Consider the following 14,615-nt stretch of genomic DNA (forward strand, 5'->3'; position numbering starts at 1 on the left):
GGAGATGCGGGATCGTCCATCAGCCGATGGCTGCAATCATCGCATCGGGCCGGATCGATAGCGCGTTGACATGGCTCCCGGAGGAGCCGGCATTCCAGTTTCTTGCCGATCCATTCGGATGGAGAGGTGCGGACGGAACGCTTCACATCTTTGCCGAGCATTATGATTATCGCCATCGTCATGGCACGATCATGCGCCTGTCGCTCGATGAGCATCTGTCGGTTGTCGAACGGCGCCTTTGCCTGAGTGAGCCCTGGCACCTGTCCTACCCCCAGATTTTCGCCGGCGAAGGTGCGACCTGGATGCTGCCCGAGGCGCATCGATCGGGCGCGCTGACGCTTTATCGCGACCATGGCGGCCTGGCTGACTGGCGGCCGGAACTGCGCATCGCACTGGACTGCGTTCCGGTCGATGCAACGATCCTCCATCATCAAGACCGCTGGTGGCTCTTTTATTCGCCGGCCACCTCAAAGCAGACAAAGATATCGCAGCTTCATATCGCCTGGGCCGAGCGCCTGGCGGGCCCCTGGATCGTGCATCCGCGCAATCCCGTGCGCGTCGATGTGACATCATCGCGCCCTGGTGGCTCGCCCCAGATCCTGTCCGGACATGTCGTTCTGCCGGTCCAAGACTGCAGCAGCACCTATGGCGGAGCCATCCGTCCTCTCTGGATCGACAGGCTGGATGAGGCGAATTTCAGCGCGAAAGCCGGCGACGCCATGCCGGTCCCATTGTCCGCCGGCGCCTATCGGGACGGCATGCACAGCCTGACCGCATGCGGGGAGATCAGCCTGGTCGATGTGAAGCGGATCGACCGATCCGCACGCGGGCTGGCGCTGGAAATCAGGCGTGCGCTTGGCGGATATGGGTGAGAATGGCTGTACCTGTTCTTTCGAAACGCTCTCTTGAGTAGCGCTGGTTCACCAGGTTTCGTGCGGCCTGCCCCATTTCTTCAAGCCTTGAAGGCGTAGCAAGCAGGGTCTCCAGCGCATGGGCGAGAGCATCAGTATCTGCCGGTGCGCAGGTCAGGCCGCTGACGCCCGGCATGATCGAATAGGGCATTTCCCCGACCGCTGAAGCGATCACCGGCAGCCCGGCCGCCATCGCCTCATGCGCGGCGATGCAAAAGCCTTCGGATCGTGACGGCTGAACATAGAGATGCAGTCCGGCGAGGAAGCTCTTGGGGGCATCGGTAAATCCGGCGAATTCGACATCGACCCCTGCGTTGCGAGCCAGCATCTCCAGGCGACCGCGCTCGCTCCCCTCACCCGCGATCGCCAGCGAGAATGGAGGCGTGGCAAGGCCCCGAGCCTTGATTTGCGCCAGGGCCGCGATCAAGATGTCATAGCCCTTGACCCGATGAAGCCGTCCCAAAGAACCGATGCGGATCGGCTCGCCGGCCTGCCATGGGGATGCCTGCGGCATGGCTGGATCGACGGCGTAGATGGGCCAGCAGCGTAGCCGCTCGTCCGGAACCTGGAGTCGATGCTGCGTCAGATCGGTGACGGACTGCGAATCCCCCACCCACAAAGCCGCCCTGGGCGCCAGGAGGCGCATCAGCCTTTCATTCCAGGGCTTGAGGAAGGCAGCATGCTGCCAGCAGACGACCGGAAGTCCGAGGGAAGGCCCGATAATGAGACCAAGGATCGTGGCACGGCTGAGCGACGTCCAGATATGGGTCGCGCCCCAGTCCATCAGTTCCCGCCGTAGCCACAAGGCGGCCGCCAGATGATCGCCTGTCCCGCCTTCCCGAACGCGCGGAAGCAGCCCCGCCTCGATAATCGCGGGCAAGCCGCGCCTGTCGCTTGGCCGAAGCGCGAACAACCGCACCTGCGCGCCGCCGGCGCGCAGCACGTCGGCTATGGCGGGCACGGGCTGCGCAGCGCCGCCGCCTTCGACCGAATTGATGACATAGGCAATGCGCATGCCGTTCACTGCGACAGGCTCCGGTGCCAGGCCAGGCCGCCCAGCAGGAGACTGGCAATCAGGGCCTGACCAACGGCCTGTATCCCTGCGCCCATCAGCCCGAACGACCCGAGCAACCAGGGCAGCGCCGGCAGGAAAATGAGGCTCGCAAAGAGGTTCGCGCTCATCGACAGGGCCGGATATCCCATAGCGGAAAGCGCAGAACTGCAGGGCGGTCCGACCAGCGCGATTACCCGCGCAATGATCAGAACCACCATGACCGCGCCGGCCGCCTGGAACGCGCTGCCCGCCAGCAGGGTAACCATCATGGTCGGGAAAAGCGCCGCCAGGATGACCACGGGCAAGGCCGCGGCGATCGCGATCAGAATGACGCGCACAAGCGTGCGGCGGAGCGGTGCGCCGCCTTGGCCGGAGGCAACCATCCCTGCCAGTTCGGCATAGGCGGTGTTCCCCAATATCTGTGCCGGCTGCGAGATGATCACGGTCGCGCGCTGGGCGACCGCGAAAAGCCCGGCGACGGCAGGCCCCATGACCCAGCCGACGATCAGCGGTGCGAGCCGCCCAGCCAGTTCCGCTAGCGTGACATCGGCATTGCTGGCCACCAGGAACCGCCAGATGCCGGCATTTTCGCTTGCCACATTACCCGCCTGTGGACGGATCAGGACCGCGCCCAGTCTTGTGTAGGCACAGATAAGCCCCATGCCCCAGAGTACCGCGAACTCGGCGATGGCGGCCAGCAGCCAGGCAGCGAGGAAGCCCTTGAGCCCCCAGCCGAACAGCAGCGCCAGCGAGGCTCCGCACAGGCGCACGAGCGGCTGGACCATATTGTGCAGGCCGATAAGGTCGAAGCGGTCGATCAGTTGCAGATAGCCCGCCGGCGTAGAGCGCACCGATCCCAGCACGGCGAAGCTGTAAGGAATGGCGAAAGCCATGGTTTCGGGCGGCCAGCCCAGATGTGGTCCGACCCAGGGCGCCAGCAGCATGGCGGCGATGATCGCCGCGACGCCGCCCGCCAGTTCGACCTTGGCACCGAAACGAAGCAGACGTGCGAGGCGGTGCGATGCCCCTTCCTGTCGCGCCTCCGCGCCATAGCGCACGATCGCCTGCCAGGCCGGAAATTCGACGATGCCGCATATCGCCGTCACATAGGCATGGACGAGAACCAATATGCCATAGTCATGCGGCCCCAGGGCGCGCGCGGCGATGACAAGATAGACGAGACTGATGAGCCCGGCGCCGGCCTTGCCGCCGAGCACAAGTCCCAATCCCCTGAAAATACGCCCTGTAACGGTTGCTCGTTCGATCATGGGCGTTGGGCAGGCCAGTCTTTCATGCGCAGGGCATCGCCCGTGCCGTTGCGTGCCGCAAGACGCCGGCCGAGGAAAGTGTAGAAATACCAGTCCAGGGCAAATCGCGGCGTGTAGCGGTAGATCAGCCGTTCGGCCCGTGTCCAGCTTACGGCCTTGCGGCATGATCGCCGCGCTGAGGGAAAACAGACATGATCCCGGTCGTAGATGGCGCGGCCATGCGTCATCACGCGATGCACGATTTCATGATCCTCAAGGACATAGGGCCATCGTTTGGCGTCGAAGCCGCCTGCTGCCCGCAAGGCATCCGTGCGATAGGCCTGGGCATAGCCACCGGCATGACATTTCGCCGAGAAACGTCGGCTCTTGCGCAGGATGAAATCGGTCCGTTTTCGTGACTCAGCGCTCTCCAGCGGCGCATAAAGGTCGATGGCCATCACCGAGGCCGCTTCCGGATCGCCCGTAAACAGGTCGAGGATGCGCTTTACATAGTCGATCGGATATTCCGTGTCCGCATCACAGATCGCCACAAAGGCGGTCTCAACCCTCGACAGGCCAAGCGCCATGGCGTGAATTTTCCCGGGGGTCGGGCACGACAATATCTCTGCCCTGGATCCGAGAGATCGGGCTGCCTCGCGCGCTTGTTCGGTGCCGTTGTCAGTCGAGCCATTGTCGATAAGAAGCAGTCGGAAACGAATATCACTTTGAATCGCAAGGGTCTGAACCGTCTTGTCGATCCAGCCTTCCTCATTGAAGAAAGGCAGAATGATGGTCAGCGAGGACATCAGGCAGCACGAAAATTGCTGAAGCCAACGACGTTGCCTCGGCGCTTGTCTGCAAGCTGCGTGATGACCGCCGCTGCCCGGTCTGACGACGGTCGGCCGTCCAGATCGAAGCTGTCGGCGAACAGATTCTCCTGAATGGCTTGGTAGTGATCGCGATGCAGACCATTTGCGCGGGCGAGAGCCGGGCCAAGATCCTTGGGATCCGAGATGACTTCGCCGGCTCGCCAGTGCGCAAAGTTCGGATCCCCCCGCCAGTCGATGCCATGGCTGTTGAGAAACACACAGGGTCGCGGACGCAGCAGAAATTCATAGACCTGGCTACTCGCGTCGCCCAGATAGACATCGGCGATCAGCGTATAGCTCATATCGGTCGATGCCCGGCTGCCGAGGTCAATATGGATATTGTCGCCATGCAGAAAGCGCTTCGCGATGGTCCCCGGGCGATTGACGCTCAACTTGTCTATCGTGACTACGAACGGCCTTTCGAAGAGCATTACATGGGGTGCAAAAATAAGCTCTTGCGCATCCCGCTCGACGAAATGATCGAGCACCTGTCTGCCATGCTTGTACCAGGAAGAAAGATGCGGCGAGCAGTGCGGATTATATAAAATGATCGGCCGCTCGCGGGAAAAATGCTGGGTTCTGCCCGCCTGCCGAACAAGATCGAATTTGGGATAGCCCACGATGCTGATGGTAGAGGGATCAATCCCGGCTTCAGCGATCAGCCGGCGACGGATCTTCTCGCCCGAACACAGAACATGGTCGAACCCGGCACTGGCCTTGTCAAAGCCGATCGCACGATCGCCCGCGCCATGACGCGTATGAATCATGAAGAGCTTGTCGAGGCCATAGCGCTTCTTGAGGAGCAGAGATGTCTTCTCCGCCACGACAAGCATGTCCAGGCTACGGAAAAATTCGAGATTGTCCCGATAGAGCAGCAATTTCCTGGCCGGGATCATGCTGCCCAGCATCCCGACAAGCCGCTCCGACCGCGTCGTCAGGCCGAGTTCGACATGCTGGATCCTTGATCCCAGTAACGGTCCCGCCAACCGCCGCACCTCATGGGCCAGGCGATCATTTGTTGTTGCGATGATGATCTCGCCGGCAAAACCGCCCGCAGCGAGTGAAATCGCTATGGGCAGGCTGTGGGCCAGTTGGTGGATCTGATCATGGTTGAACAGGAAGCCGATGCGCATGGGGCGCTGACGCCGTGGCACTGGAGCCACCTCAGCTCACGAACGAAAAATATTTGCGGAAGGCGCCATCCGATGAGTTTTGCGATCTGGAGCTTCGTTCTCTCCATATTCTGTACGATTGGCCCGTTGATAGCAGGGCGCTTTCAGACCTGTGGCTTGAAGGTCAGTTGCTGCGGGCAATTACCTTCAATGCCATTCCGGCGTTGCTGCTTTCCGCCATTTGCGCCGTTCGTTCCGTCCTGCAGAATATCCGGCAAGCCGTTGCGCAGATCCGACCTGATCGCATCGACGGGCGATGCCATATCATCCTTGGGGCTGAAGCGTCGGAAAGGTGACTTGCACACACATGCCGGCACTATCCTCACAGATTGTGCAATGTGCTTGATGCAAGTTCGCTATCGCGGCCACGAGCGCCAGCCCCAATCCGGAGCCCTCGGTGTTGCGACTGGCATCCAGGCGATAGAAGCGACCGAACACCTTTTCCCGCTCGTCTGCTGGTATGCCTGGGCCATCATCGCAGATCTCGATGACAGGCGAAGTATCCTGATAGCGGAGTCGTGAGGTGATCCGTGTGCCGGCAGGCGTATGAACGAGGGCGTTTTCGATGAGGTTGATCACCAATTGGGTAAGCAACTCGCCATCGCCATGGATCAGAATATTTCCGGCATGGTCGGCAAGGAGATGGTGGTCGCCATCTTCCGCAACAGGCTCATAGAGTTGCTGGATCCGATCCATGAGTTCGCTCAAATCCACGGCCTTGAACCGCCTGCGCCCAATTCCTCCCTCCACGGTGCCAATGCGCAGAAGGGCGTTGAATGTGGCAAGCAGGCCCGATGTCTGTGCCAGCGCTGCCTCCACTGCCGCCGGCTCGATCGGATCGGCATCCCGCATCTGCTCCAGTTGCTGGTGCAGCCTTGTGAGGGGGGTACGCAGGTCGTGGGCTATGTCGGTGGAAACCTGGCGGAGGGCCTCCATAGCCGCCTCGTTGCGATCGAGCATGATGTTGAGATTGTGGGCGAGCCCGTCAAATTCCGGGCCAAAGCCGATCATCGGCAATCGCTCCTCCCGCTCGCCTTCGACAATCCGGCTTACCGCCAGATTTACGCGTTCCAGGCGCCGCAGGAATAGGACGGCCGCCAGGAAACCGCCCACCAGAACGAACAGCGTAATGCCCACCCCGCTGAGCAGGGTGAAGGCAAGGAGGCGACTGCGCAGATCCAGCACATCGAAATTGTCGGTGGCGACGACCAGCGTCAGGCCGTCCGGTAGGCTCGTCCCCAGCGCCGTCAGCGTCTCCAACCGACCGCTGACCGGGCCGCTGTCATGCTCAACCATTTCGAGCGCATATGTGCCAACCCGGGCCGCGCTGACCGGCAGGTCGCCGGCAAGACGCCGCCGCTGCGCATCGACCAGCAGATAGTGAAATTGCGCGTCATCGCCCACGCTCTGGTGGCGCGCGATGGCATCGGTCAGGCCCGATTGTCCTAGCTGCGCATATTCGCCGCCAAGGATGGCAACTTCCGCCTTCAATCGGCCGCTCGTCGCCTCGGCTGCATAATGTCCAATCTGGCTCCGAACAGTGAACAGAAGTGCCCCAGCCCCGATCGCAAAGATCAGGGCCAGCAGCACGGCAAATCGAAACGCCGCGCTACGCAAGGGCGCACGCAGCACGGCTTCAAACGTCATCGATACGATATCCCGCCCCGCGCACGGTCTGGATCAGTTCCCTGCCAAATCCGCGATCGACCTTGGCGCGCAGCCGACTGACATGGCTTTCGATGATGTTGGTTCTCGGATCAAAATGGAATGACCAGACATTTTCGAGGAGCATCGTCCTTGTGACGATCTCCCCGGCATGCAGCATCAGATATTCGAGCAGCTTGAATTCCTGCGCCTGCAATTCGATCCGATTACCGCCTCGGAGCACCGTTCGCTTGATCCTGTCCAGGCTGAGATCGGAGACCTCAAGAACGGAAACTGTTTCGGCGATGGGCGGACGACGCGCCAGCGCATTGACGCGGGCAAGCAGTTCGGTCGCGGCGAAAGGTTTGGCGAGATAGTCATCTGCGCCCGCTTCAAGCCCCTCGACGCGGTCTTCGACGCCATTCATGGCGGTGAGGAACAGGGCTGGCGCTCTCACGCCAGCTGCGCGCAGCGCTTTCAAGACCGCCAATCCGTCAAGGCCCGGTACCATTCGGTCGAGAATGAGGACGGCATGGTCCCCGCTTGATCCCAGGAAGATCGCATCGCGGCCATTGTCGCACACATCCAGCACATGACCGGCAGCAGTCAGGACGCGCTCGAGATGGACGCGCGTCGTTTCATCATCCTCGAGCAGCAGCAGCTTCATCGCCCGTCCTCATCGCACGATCCTGGTCTTCAACAGAAGGATTTTGCTTCATCTTCCTTCGTTCCCGCAAGTTGGGGATTATCAATGTTCGCGTCACGCTGCGCGAAACTGGCGACCGCTAGAGCGGGTAATGCGCAGATTCGCGCAGGAGGATATCGCCATGAAAAGGATGCCAACCGCCCTGGCGGCTGCCCTGATTGGCAGCATTGCCACGATGCTGCCCGCCGCGCCCGCTGCAAAACTCAAGGGCAGCCAATATGCTGCTCAATCCAAGCTCTCGCTCGCTGCTGCGCGGATGGCGGCGCTCAAGCTGCGCCCCGGCACGATAACCGATCAGGAACTGGAAAAGGAAAAGCGCGGCAGCGGACTGCGCTATTCCTTCGACATCATGAGCAAGGGACGGGCCTATGAAGTGGGCATCGACGCCGTGACGGGCAAACCGCTCGAAAATGTGCCTGAAGGCCATAACCCGGATTGAGCGCCTGGTACCGGGCCAGGCCAACCGGCCCGGTCGCTCCATAAACAGGGGTCAGCCTTCTCATGCCACGTCGCCTTCCCATGTCTGCAAGCCTTAGCCTGCTGGCACTGTCGCTTGCTGGCTGCGCGCATTATACGCCTCTGCCGCTCGCAACCCAGGCGCCGCTCGCGCCTGATCTTCGCTCGCTGGATCCGTCCATCCCCAGCGAACCGCTTGGCGTGGAGCAGGTGGTTACCCTTGCCCTTGCGAACAATCCCGATCTCAGGGCGATCCGGTTCAAGCGCGGCATCGCCACCGGACAGACATTGCAAGCCGGCCTTCTGCCCAATCCGTCGCTGAGCGGCGCACTGCTGCCGCTGCTATCCGGCGCCGGCAGCGTACCGGCGTGGAATCTGGGCATTGCGCAGGATATCAAGAGCCTGGTCACCTACCGTTCCAGGCGCCGTGCCGCCGCCGACAGTGAACAACAGGTCGCAGCCGACATCATCTGGCAGGAATGGCAGGTTGCAGGCCAGGCGCGCCAACTCGCCTGCGACCTCATCATGGGGAACCGCGCCCGCCCGAGCTATGCTGGAGCCTACACGCTTCTGGTCGAGCGCAACACCAAGCTTGAGAAGGCATTGGCAGCGCATAGCGTGACGCTGGTGACGGTCGCGCCCGATCGACTAGCTTTGCAGTCTGCCCGCGCCGCGCTCGATGCCCTGGATCAGCGTCAACTTGGTCTCAAGCATCAGCTCAATGCATTGCTGGGCCTCACGCCCGACGCGCAGCTTCCATTGGCCGAGCAGGTCGATCTCCCACCATTCGACATGGCAGCGATCAGGGCCGATCTTCCCAACTTGCCGGCTCGCCGCCCCGATCTCATAGCCCTGCGCATGGGCTATGCCTCGTCAGACGAGCAAGTGCGCCAGGCGATCCTTTCCCAATTTCCCGACATGAACCTTGGCGGAAGCGTCGCAAGCGACAATGCCAAGGTCATCAATGGTGGCCCGAATATTCAGATCGGCCTGCCGATATTTGATCGCAACCAGGGCAATATCGCCATCGCCCGGGCTACCCGCGAACAGCTTCATGCCGATTATTCCGCGCGGCTCGCGGCCACGATGGGCACAGTCGAAGCCATGTTGAGCGAGGCAGAGCAGCTTTCAGCCCAGCTCATGACGGCCCGGCATGATCTTCCCGCCGCACGCCTTGCTGCCGAGCGGGCACAGGCCGCCTTTGGCGCGTCCAATCTCGACGAGCGCGGCTATGTCGACCTCGTTTCCAATCGCTTCACCAAGGAGCAGGAAATCATGACACTCGAACTTGCGCTCCTCGATCGCCAGATCGCCATACAGACCCTCATCGGATCGGGCCTGCCCAAGGCAGATGCGCTGACTGCGCCGGATGCGGCACGATGAAGGGCGCAGCTTTCCTTGCGCCCATCGTCCTGCTTCTTGCAGGATGCGGAAATACGCCAGTGGCGCCGAGCGATGCGCCGACGACATTGGTCAGCACAGTGACAGCGCGGCGTGGCGCACTGCCGGCAACGCTCGACTGCTATGGCACCGTGGCACCTGCCATCAATGGAACACAGAGCCTGAGCGTTGCGCAACCCGGACAGGTTACCGCGCTGCTGGTAGCGCCCGGCACGGCCGTGAAAGCGGGCCAATCCCTGGCGACTTTCATGGTCGCGCCCTCGGCCCGCAGCGCTTATGAGCAGGCCTCGAGCGGGCTGGCTGCCGCGCGCAAACAGGCTGCGACGACAGCGCAACTCCTCTCGCAACAACTCGCGACCCAGGATCAGCTCACCCAGGCGAACAAGGCGGTTTCCGACGCGCAACATGCACTCGCAGCCCTTCAGGCGGAAGGGGCGGGGCAGGCAGCCCGCACGCTTGTCGCGCCCTTTGACGGGATCGTGACCAGCATATCTGTCGCACAGGGCGATCGCCTGCAGGCTGGCGCCCCGATCGTCACGGTTGCCAGGGCCGGTGGGATTGTCGTCACCGTTGGGGTCGATCCCGCCGTCCATGGCCGCGTAGCGGTAGGCATGCCTGCATCGCTCAAGCGGCTTTCGGGCGGGCAAAGCCTGGCAGGACAAGTCGTTCGGGCAGACAGCGCTCTTAACCCACTCACCCGACTGATCGATGTTGATGTCAGCTTCCCGGCTGGCGCGCTGCTCCCCGGCGAAGCCATGCAGGTAGCCATCGAGACCGGCCAGGTTTCCGGCTGGATCGTGCCACATCAGTCGGTGGTGACGGCTGGCGGCCCGGCCCGCCTGTTTCAGGTGGCCAATCGCCAGGCCCGGGCGATCCCGATCCGCATCCTGCTTGCCTCCGACCGGGGCGATGTCGTCGAGGGCGCACTTGATCCAGGCAAGCCGCTGATCGTCTCGGGCGCCTATCAGGTCAGTGACGGCGACGCCGTGCGGTGGAGCAACTGATGCTGGAATATCTGCTCCGTACGCAAGCGCGTACATTGGTTCTCATCGCCATGGCGCTTGCGCTGGCAGGTGTCGTTGCATCGCTATCGCTGCCCACGGGACTGTTTCCCCAGGTGTCCTTCCCTCGGGTGGTGGTCGATCTCAACGCCGGAAGCCGTCCGGCCGACCAGACGGCGCTCACAATTACCCGCCCGGCAGAAGAAGCGATCCGCGCCATACCCGGCGTCCAGAATGTCCGCTCGGAAACGAGCCGCGGATCGGCGCAGATCTCGGTCGATTTTGGCTGGGGGCGCGACATGGTCGCCAGCACTTTGCTGGTCGACACGGCTTTGGGGCGGATATTGCCGTCGCTGCTCGCCGGCACCCAATATGACGTCCGTCGCATGGATCCTACGGTCTTTCCGATCATCTCCTATGCGCTGGTATCCGAGCATGGCGACCCGGTGGCCTTGCAGGATTTGGCCACCTATCAGATCACGCCCCTGCTTTCATCGATCAATGGCCTGGCGCGTGTCGGTGTCCAAGGCGGTGATACCGCCGAGGTACAGGTGCTCGCCGACCCATATCGATTAGCCGATCACGGCCTGTCGATGACCGACCTGGCCAGCGCAATCCGCAATGGCAATGTGTTGAGCGCGGTCGGCCAGGTGCAGGATCGCGGCCGTCTGTCGTTGGTCATCGCCGACCGCAGCATCATCAGTGCGGGCGACGTCGGCAACATCGTCATCAAGGCTGCAACTGCCGGGATCGTTCACGTCCGCGATGTCGCGACAGTCCAGGACGGCGCGGTTCCGGTTTGGCAGCGCATCGTCGACGACGGCAAGCCTGCGGTGCTGTTCAATATCTATGAGCAGCCCGATGGCAACGCGGTCCAGATAGCCCGTGAAGTGCAGGCAAAGCTGGCTGGCGTAAAACTGCCAGCCGGCGTCAAGCTGGTGAACTGGTATGATCAAAGCGAACTGGTCACCCAATCTGCAGCAAGCGTGCGTGATGCCGTATTGATCGGCCTTGTCCTGGCCGGTCTCGTCCTGTTGTGGTTCCTGCGCAGTTGGCGCGTGACGCTGATCGCGGTGATCGTCGTCCCCGCCACATTGGCAGCGACAATATTGCTGCTTTCGCTGCTCGGCATGAGCTTCAACATCATGACCCTTGGCGGCATTGCAGCGGCCGTCGGCCTGCTCATCGACGATGTAATCGTGATGGTCGAACATATTGCGCGGCGGGCGGGCGCCCTTGGCAGCGATGGGAAGCCACTCGGCGACGCCGCCGTCCTGCCCGCAGCGCGAGAGTTCATGGTACCACTCACCGGCTCCAGCCTTGCCACCTTGATCGTGTTTCTGCCGCTGTCCTTCCTGACCGGCGTGACCGGTGCCTTTTCCAAGGCTCTTTCCATCACCATGGCCGGAGCACTGGCTCTTTCCTGGGCGATGACGGCCTTCGTCGTTCCGATACTCGCGCGCTGGCTGATCGATTTCAACCAGTGGCATGATCCTGGACTGGCCGGTGACGGACGTATTGGGCGTCTACATGAGCGTACGCTCGATCGCCTTTCGGCTCGTCCATGGCTCCTTGCCATGATCGCAGGCCCGCTGCTGCTGATCGGCTTTGTCGGCTATTCCAATGTGCCCACCGGGTTCATGCCGAAGGTCGATGAAGGCGGCTTCATCATGGATTATTTCACGGCGCCCGGCACATCGCTCGAGGAGACCGGCCGACAGGTCGGGCAGATCGATGCGATGCTGCGTGCCAATCCCCAGGTGCTGACCTTCTCGCGTCGCCTCGGCACCGGGCTCGGGGGCGACCTCGGACAAAGCTATCATGGCGACTATTTTGTGCGACTGAAGCCGGATCACAGCACGCCGACCGAAGTGCTTGCCGCCTCGATCGCAAGCGAGATCGCCATCAAGGTTCCCGGTGTTGAAGTGGAAGTCGCGCAGTTGATGGAGGATCTCATCGGCGATCTGACGGCTGTTCCTCAACCGATCGAGGTAAAGCTTTATGCCGCTGATCCTGGCATTCTACAGAGCGAGGCACGCAAAGTTGCAGCCTTGATCGGGCAAATTCCAGGCGTCATCGAGGTGAAGGACGGCGTGCAACTCGCCGGCGACGCGCTCAACGTCCATGTCGATCCTGTTCGCGCCGGAATCGAAGGAGTCGCCCCCGCAGATGTCGAGGCGCAGCTTTCCACCGCTCTTACCGGGGCGATCGCCACGACACTGGCGCAGCCCAGCAAGGCGGTCGATGTGCGTGTCCGCTTGGCCGAGACAATGACGCTCAGCCAGGATGGCCTGTCTCAACTGCCGATCCGGGCTGGCGACGGTCATATATTTCCGCTCTCGCGGGTCGCCACGATCGAGGCCGTCACCGGCCAACCGCAGATTGCGCGCGAGAATCTCGAGCCGATGGTGGCTGTGACGGGGCGTATCCAGGGGCGCGGTATCGGCGCAGCCGTCGGTGACGTAACCAGGGCGCTCGACAGGCCGGGGGCACTTGGCACCGGCGTGCGCTACGAAATGGGCGGCCTCTATCAACAGCAGCAGATCGCCTTTGCAGGACTGATCAAGGTGTTCGCCATGGCCCTGGTCGCCGAACTCATACTCCTGCTGATCCTGTATCGGCGCTTCTGGCTGCCGGTCATCATCATCGGCTGTTCCCTGCTTTCGACCACCGCCGTCTTTACGGCCCTCTGGCTCGCGGGCGTGGACCTCAACATCACCGCTCTCATGGGCATGACGATGATCATCGGCATCGGCACCGAAATGGCGATCTTCTACGTGTCCGAGTTCGAGGAACTCTGCCGCGTAATGCCCGCCGCACAAGCCACCCGGGAAGCCAGCCGGAATCGCCTGCGACCGATCCTGATGACGACCCTGGCCGCAATGTTGACACTCCTGCCGCTGGCGCTGGCTATCGGGCAGGGATCGGGCATCCAGCAGCCGCTGGCGATAGCGATCATCGCTGGCCTGCTGCTTCAGTTCCCGCTCGTGCTGCTGGCGATGCCAGTGCTGGTGCGACTGACTTTGCCGCGCGGCGAAACGGCACAAGCCGGGACGGGAGCCCTACCGGCCACATGACCATATCAAGAGGGCCAGCGCCCCAGCAGCAATCTGCCCATCTGAAGGAACAGCCCATGAAACATGCCCTCCTCCTTCTCGCCGCCCTGGCAGGAAGCGGCAGCGCGCTCGCTGCAGCGAGCCCCCCTCCTTACCGGATCACCGATAAAATTGCCGGACCCGATGGGGGATGGGACTATGCCCGCGTCGATAGCCGGACACATCAGCTCTATGTCGCCCGTGCCCGCGAGGTGACGGTAATCGACACCCGCACCCACAAGATGATCGGCTCGCTAGGCGTCATCGCTCACGGTCATTCTGCAGTGCCGGTCTCGGACGATCGACTTCTGGTGACCAGCGGCGACGATGCAAGCGTAAGATTCCTTCAGCGTGCCAATGGCAAGCAACTGGCACGCTTGACCGTCGGATTGAAGCCGGATGCGGCGATCCTCTCCCACGATGGCAAGCGCGCTTTCGTCATGAATGCGACAAGCGGCACGATATCGGTCGTCGATGTCCAGAGCATGAAAATCGAAAGAACAATCAAGGCGAAACCGGGCCTGGAATATGCGGTACTCGACCGGACCGGCACCATGTTCGTCAATAACGAGGATTTCAGCGAGATCGAACTGCTCGACACCATCACGGGAAAGATGGGACAGTCGATCCCGCTTCCTGGATGCGAGGGCCCCAGCGGCCTTGCTCTCGACGGGAAGTCCACCCGACTGATCGCCGCCTGCGCCAATGGCAAGGCCGCGATAGTGGATGCGCGAAGCCGCCGCTTGGTCAAGCTTGTAGACATTGGGCGGGGACCTGACGCAGTCCTGATCGACGAGACCCATAGACTGGCCTTCATTCCTTGCGGCAAGGATGGGGTACTCGATATCTTTTCGCTCGAGGGCCCTGAGGTCCGCAGGATTGGCCGCGTGGAAACCGAAATTGGCGCGCGCACCGGCGCGATAGATCCGGCCACGGGGACGATCTATCTTCCGGTCGCCAACATGGTATCGCCGCCGAGCGGCAGCGGACCTCTGCAGCCCATGCCAGGCAGTTTCCATGTGCTTGTGATATCGCGCCGCCAAATTGCGGGTTGATCGT

General features: G+C 62.1%; 13 protein-coding genes. 6 read left to right on the forward strand and 7 right to left on the reverse strand.

Features of this window, described 5'->3' with window-relative positions; genetic code table 11:
• Positions 1-26 precede the first annotated feature (26 nt).
• Positions 27-872, forward strand: a complete 846-nt coding sequence (locus ACFOKF_RS02225) for a glucosamine inositolphosphorylceramide transferase family protein (RefSeq protein WP_010335866.1) — start codon at positions 27-29, stop codon at positions 870-872.
• Here the strand turns inward: ACFOKF_RS02225 and ACFOKF_RS02230 are convergent.
• The 7 genes from ACFOKF_RS02230 to ACFOKF_RS02260 all read right to left on the reverse strand — a co-directional run bounded on the left by ACFOKF_RS02230 (position 844) and on the right by ACFOKF_RS02260 (position 7,564).
• The gene (locus ACFOKF_RS02230; protein ID WP_017183057.1) at positions 844-1,926 is read right to left on the reverse strand and encodes a glycosyltransferase family 4 protein; all 1,083 of its coding nucleotides are present in this window, start codon (positions 1,924-1,926) and stop codon (positions 844-846) included. The two genes, ACFOKF_RS02225 and ACFOKF_RS02230, sit on opposite strands and share 29 nt — an antisense overlap.
• Before the next feature lie 5 nt (positions 1,927-1,931).
• Positions 1,932-3,182 carry a lipopolysaccharide biosynthesis protein gene (locus ACFOKF_RS02235; protein ID WP_010335868.1) on the reverse strand — a complete coding sequence of 417 codons (1,251 nt, stop codon included), beginning with the start codon at positions 3,180-3,182 and terminating at the stop codon, positions 1,932-1,934.
• Between the two features lie 47 nt (positions 3,183-3,229).
• A complete protein-coding gene (locus ACFOKF_RS02240; RefSeq protein WP_010335869.1) occupies positions 3,230-4,018 on the reverse strand; it encodes a glycosyltransferase in 789 nt (262 codons plus the stop codon).
• On the reverse strand, positions 4,018-5,214 hold the full coding sequence (locus ACFOKF_RS02245; protein ID WP_010335870.1) for a hypothetical protein: 1,197 nt from the start codon (positions 5,212-5,214) through the stop codon (positions 4,018-4,020). Before ACFOKF_RS02245 ends, ACFOKF_RS02240 begins: the two co-directional genes overlap by 1 nt.
• A 143-nt stretch (positions 5,215-5,357) precedes the next feature.
• A complete protein-coding gene (locus ACFOKF_RS02250; RefSeq protein WP_380792790.1) occupies positions 5,358-5,516 on the reverse strand; it encodes a hypothetical protein in 159 nt (52 codons plus the stop codon).
• Between the two features lies 1 nt (position 5,517).
• Positions 5,518-6,900 (reverse strand): sensor histidine kinase, encoded by a 1,383-nt coding sequence (locus ACFOKF_RS02255; RefSeq protein ID WP_010335871.1) that lies wholly within the window; start codon positions 6,898-6,900, stop codon positions 5,518-5,520.
• Positions 6,890-7,564, reverse strand: a complete 675-nt coding sequence (locus tag ACFOKF_RS02260) for a winged helix-turn-helix domain-containing protein (RefSeq protein WP_010335872.1) — start codon at positions 7,562-7,564, stop codon at positions 6,890-6,892. The genes ACFOKF_RS02255 and ACFOKF_RS02260 overlap by 11 nt, the downstream gene beginning before the upstream one ends.
• Before the next feature lie 160 nt (positions 7,565-7,724).
• On the opposite strand from ACFOKF_RS02260, the gene ACFOKF_RS02265 reads away from it, so the two are divergent.
• From ACFOKF_RS02265 to ACFOKF_RS02285, 5 genes are all read left to right on the forward strand, one after another.
• A complete protein-coding gene (locus ACFOKF_RS02265; RefSeq protein ID WP_380792794.1) occupies positions 7,725-8,042 on the forward strand; it encodes a PepSY domain-containing protein in 318 nt (105 codons plus the stop codon).
• 80 nt (positions 8,043-8,122) lie between these two features.
• On the forward strand, positions 8,123-9,442 hold the full coding sequence (locus tag ACFOKF_RS02270; protein WP_010335874.1) for a TolC family protein: 1,320 nt from the start codon (positions 8,123-8,125) through the stop codon (positions 9,440-9,442).
• Positions 9,439-10,464, forward strand: a complete 1,026-nt coding sequence (locus ACFOKF_RS02275; RefSeq protein WP_017183061.1) for an efflux RND transporter periplasmic adaptor subunit — start codon at positions 9,439-9,441, stop codon at positions 10,462-10,464. Before ACFOKF_RS02270 ends, ACFOKF_RS02275 begins: the two co-directional genes overlap by 4 nt.
• On the forward strand, positions 10,464-13,538 hold the full coding sequence (locus tag ACFOKF_RS02280) for an efflux RND transporter permease subunit (protein ID WP_380792796.1): 3,075 nt from the start codon (positions 10,464-10,466) through the stop codon (positions 13,536-13,538). Before ACFOKF_RS02275 ends, ACFOKF_RS02280 begins: the two co-directional genes overlap by 1 nt.
• Positions 13,539-13,594: 56 nt before the next feature.
• Positions 13,595-14,611, forward strand: coding sequence for a YncE family protein (locus ACFOKF_RS02285; protein ID WP_010335878.1), 1,017 nt, complete (start codon positions 13,595-13,597; stop codon positions 14,609-14,611).
• Positions 14,612-14,615: the final 4 nt, after the last annotated feature.

Source organism: Sphingobium rhizovicinum, from assembly GCF_042647625.1.
GTDB lineage: Bacteria > Pseudomonadota > Alphaproteobacteria > Sphingomonadales > Sphingomonadaceae > Sphingobium > Sphingobium rhizovicinum.

Coding starts and splice junctions, on each gene's coding strand:
- ACFOKF_RS02225 (WP_010335866.1), top strand. CDS start 27: ATGGCTGCAATCATCGCATCGGGCCGGATCGATAGCGCGTTGACATGG.
- ACFOKF_RS02275 (WP_017183061.1), top strand. CDS start 9,439: ATGAAGGGCGCAGCTTTCCTTGCGCCCATCGTCCTGCTTCTTGCAGGA.
- ACFOKF_RS02255 (WP_010335871.1), bottom strand. CDS start 6,900: ATGACGTTTGAAGCCGTGCTGCGTGCGCCCTTGCGTAGCGCGGCGTTT.
- ACFOKF_RS02285 (WP_010335878.1), top strand. CDS start 13,595: ATGAAACATGCCCTCCTCCTTCTCGCCGCCCTGGCAGGAAGCGGCAGC.
- ACFOKF_RS02260 (WP_010335872.1), bottom strand. CDS start 7,564: ATGAAGCTGCTGCTGCTCGAGGATGATGAAACGACGCGCGTCCATCTC.
- ACFOKF_RS02240 (WP_010335869.1), bottom strand. CDS start 4,018: ATGTCCTCGCTGACCATCATTCTGCCTTTCTTCAATGAGGAAGGCTGG.
- ACFOKF_RS02265 (WP_380792794.1), top strand. CDS start 7,725: ATGAAAAGGATGCCAACCGCCCTGGCGGCTGCCCTGATTGGCAGCATT.
- ACFOKF_RS02280 (WP_380792796.1), top strand. CDS start 10,464: ATGCTGGAATATCTGCTCCGTACGCAAGCGCGTACATTGGTTCTCATC.
- ACFOKF_RS02250 (WP_380792790.1), bottom strand. CDS start 5,516: ATGGCATCGCCCGTCGATGCGATCAGGTCGGATCTGCGCAACGGCTTG.
- ACFOKF_RS02245 (WP_010335870.1), bottom strand. CDS start 5,214: ATGCGCATCGGCTTCCTGTTCAACCATGATCAGATCCACCAACTGGCC.
- ACFOKF_RS02270 (WP_010335874.1), top strand. CDS start 8,123: ATGTCTGCAAGCCTTAGCCTGCTGGCACTGTCGCTTGCTGGCTGCGCG.
- ACFOKF_RS02230 (WP_017183057.1), bottom strand. CDS start 1,926: ATGCGCATTGCCTATGTCATCAATTCGGTCGAAGGCGGCGGCGCTGCG.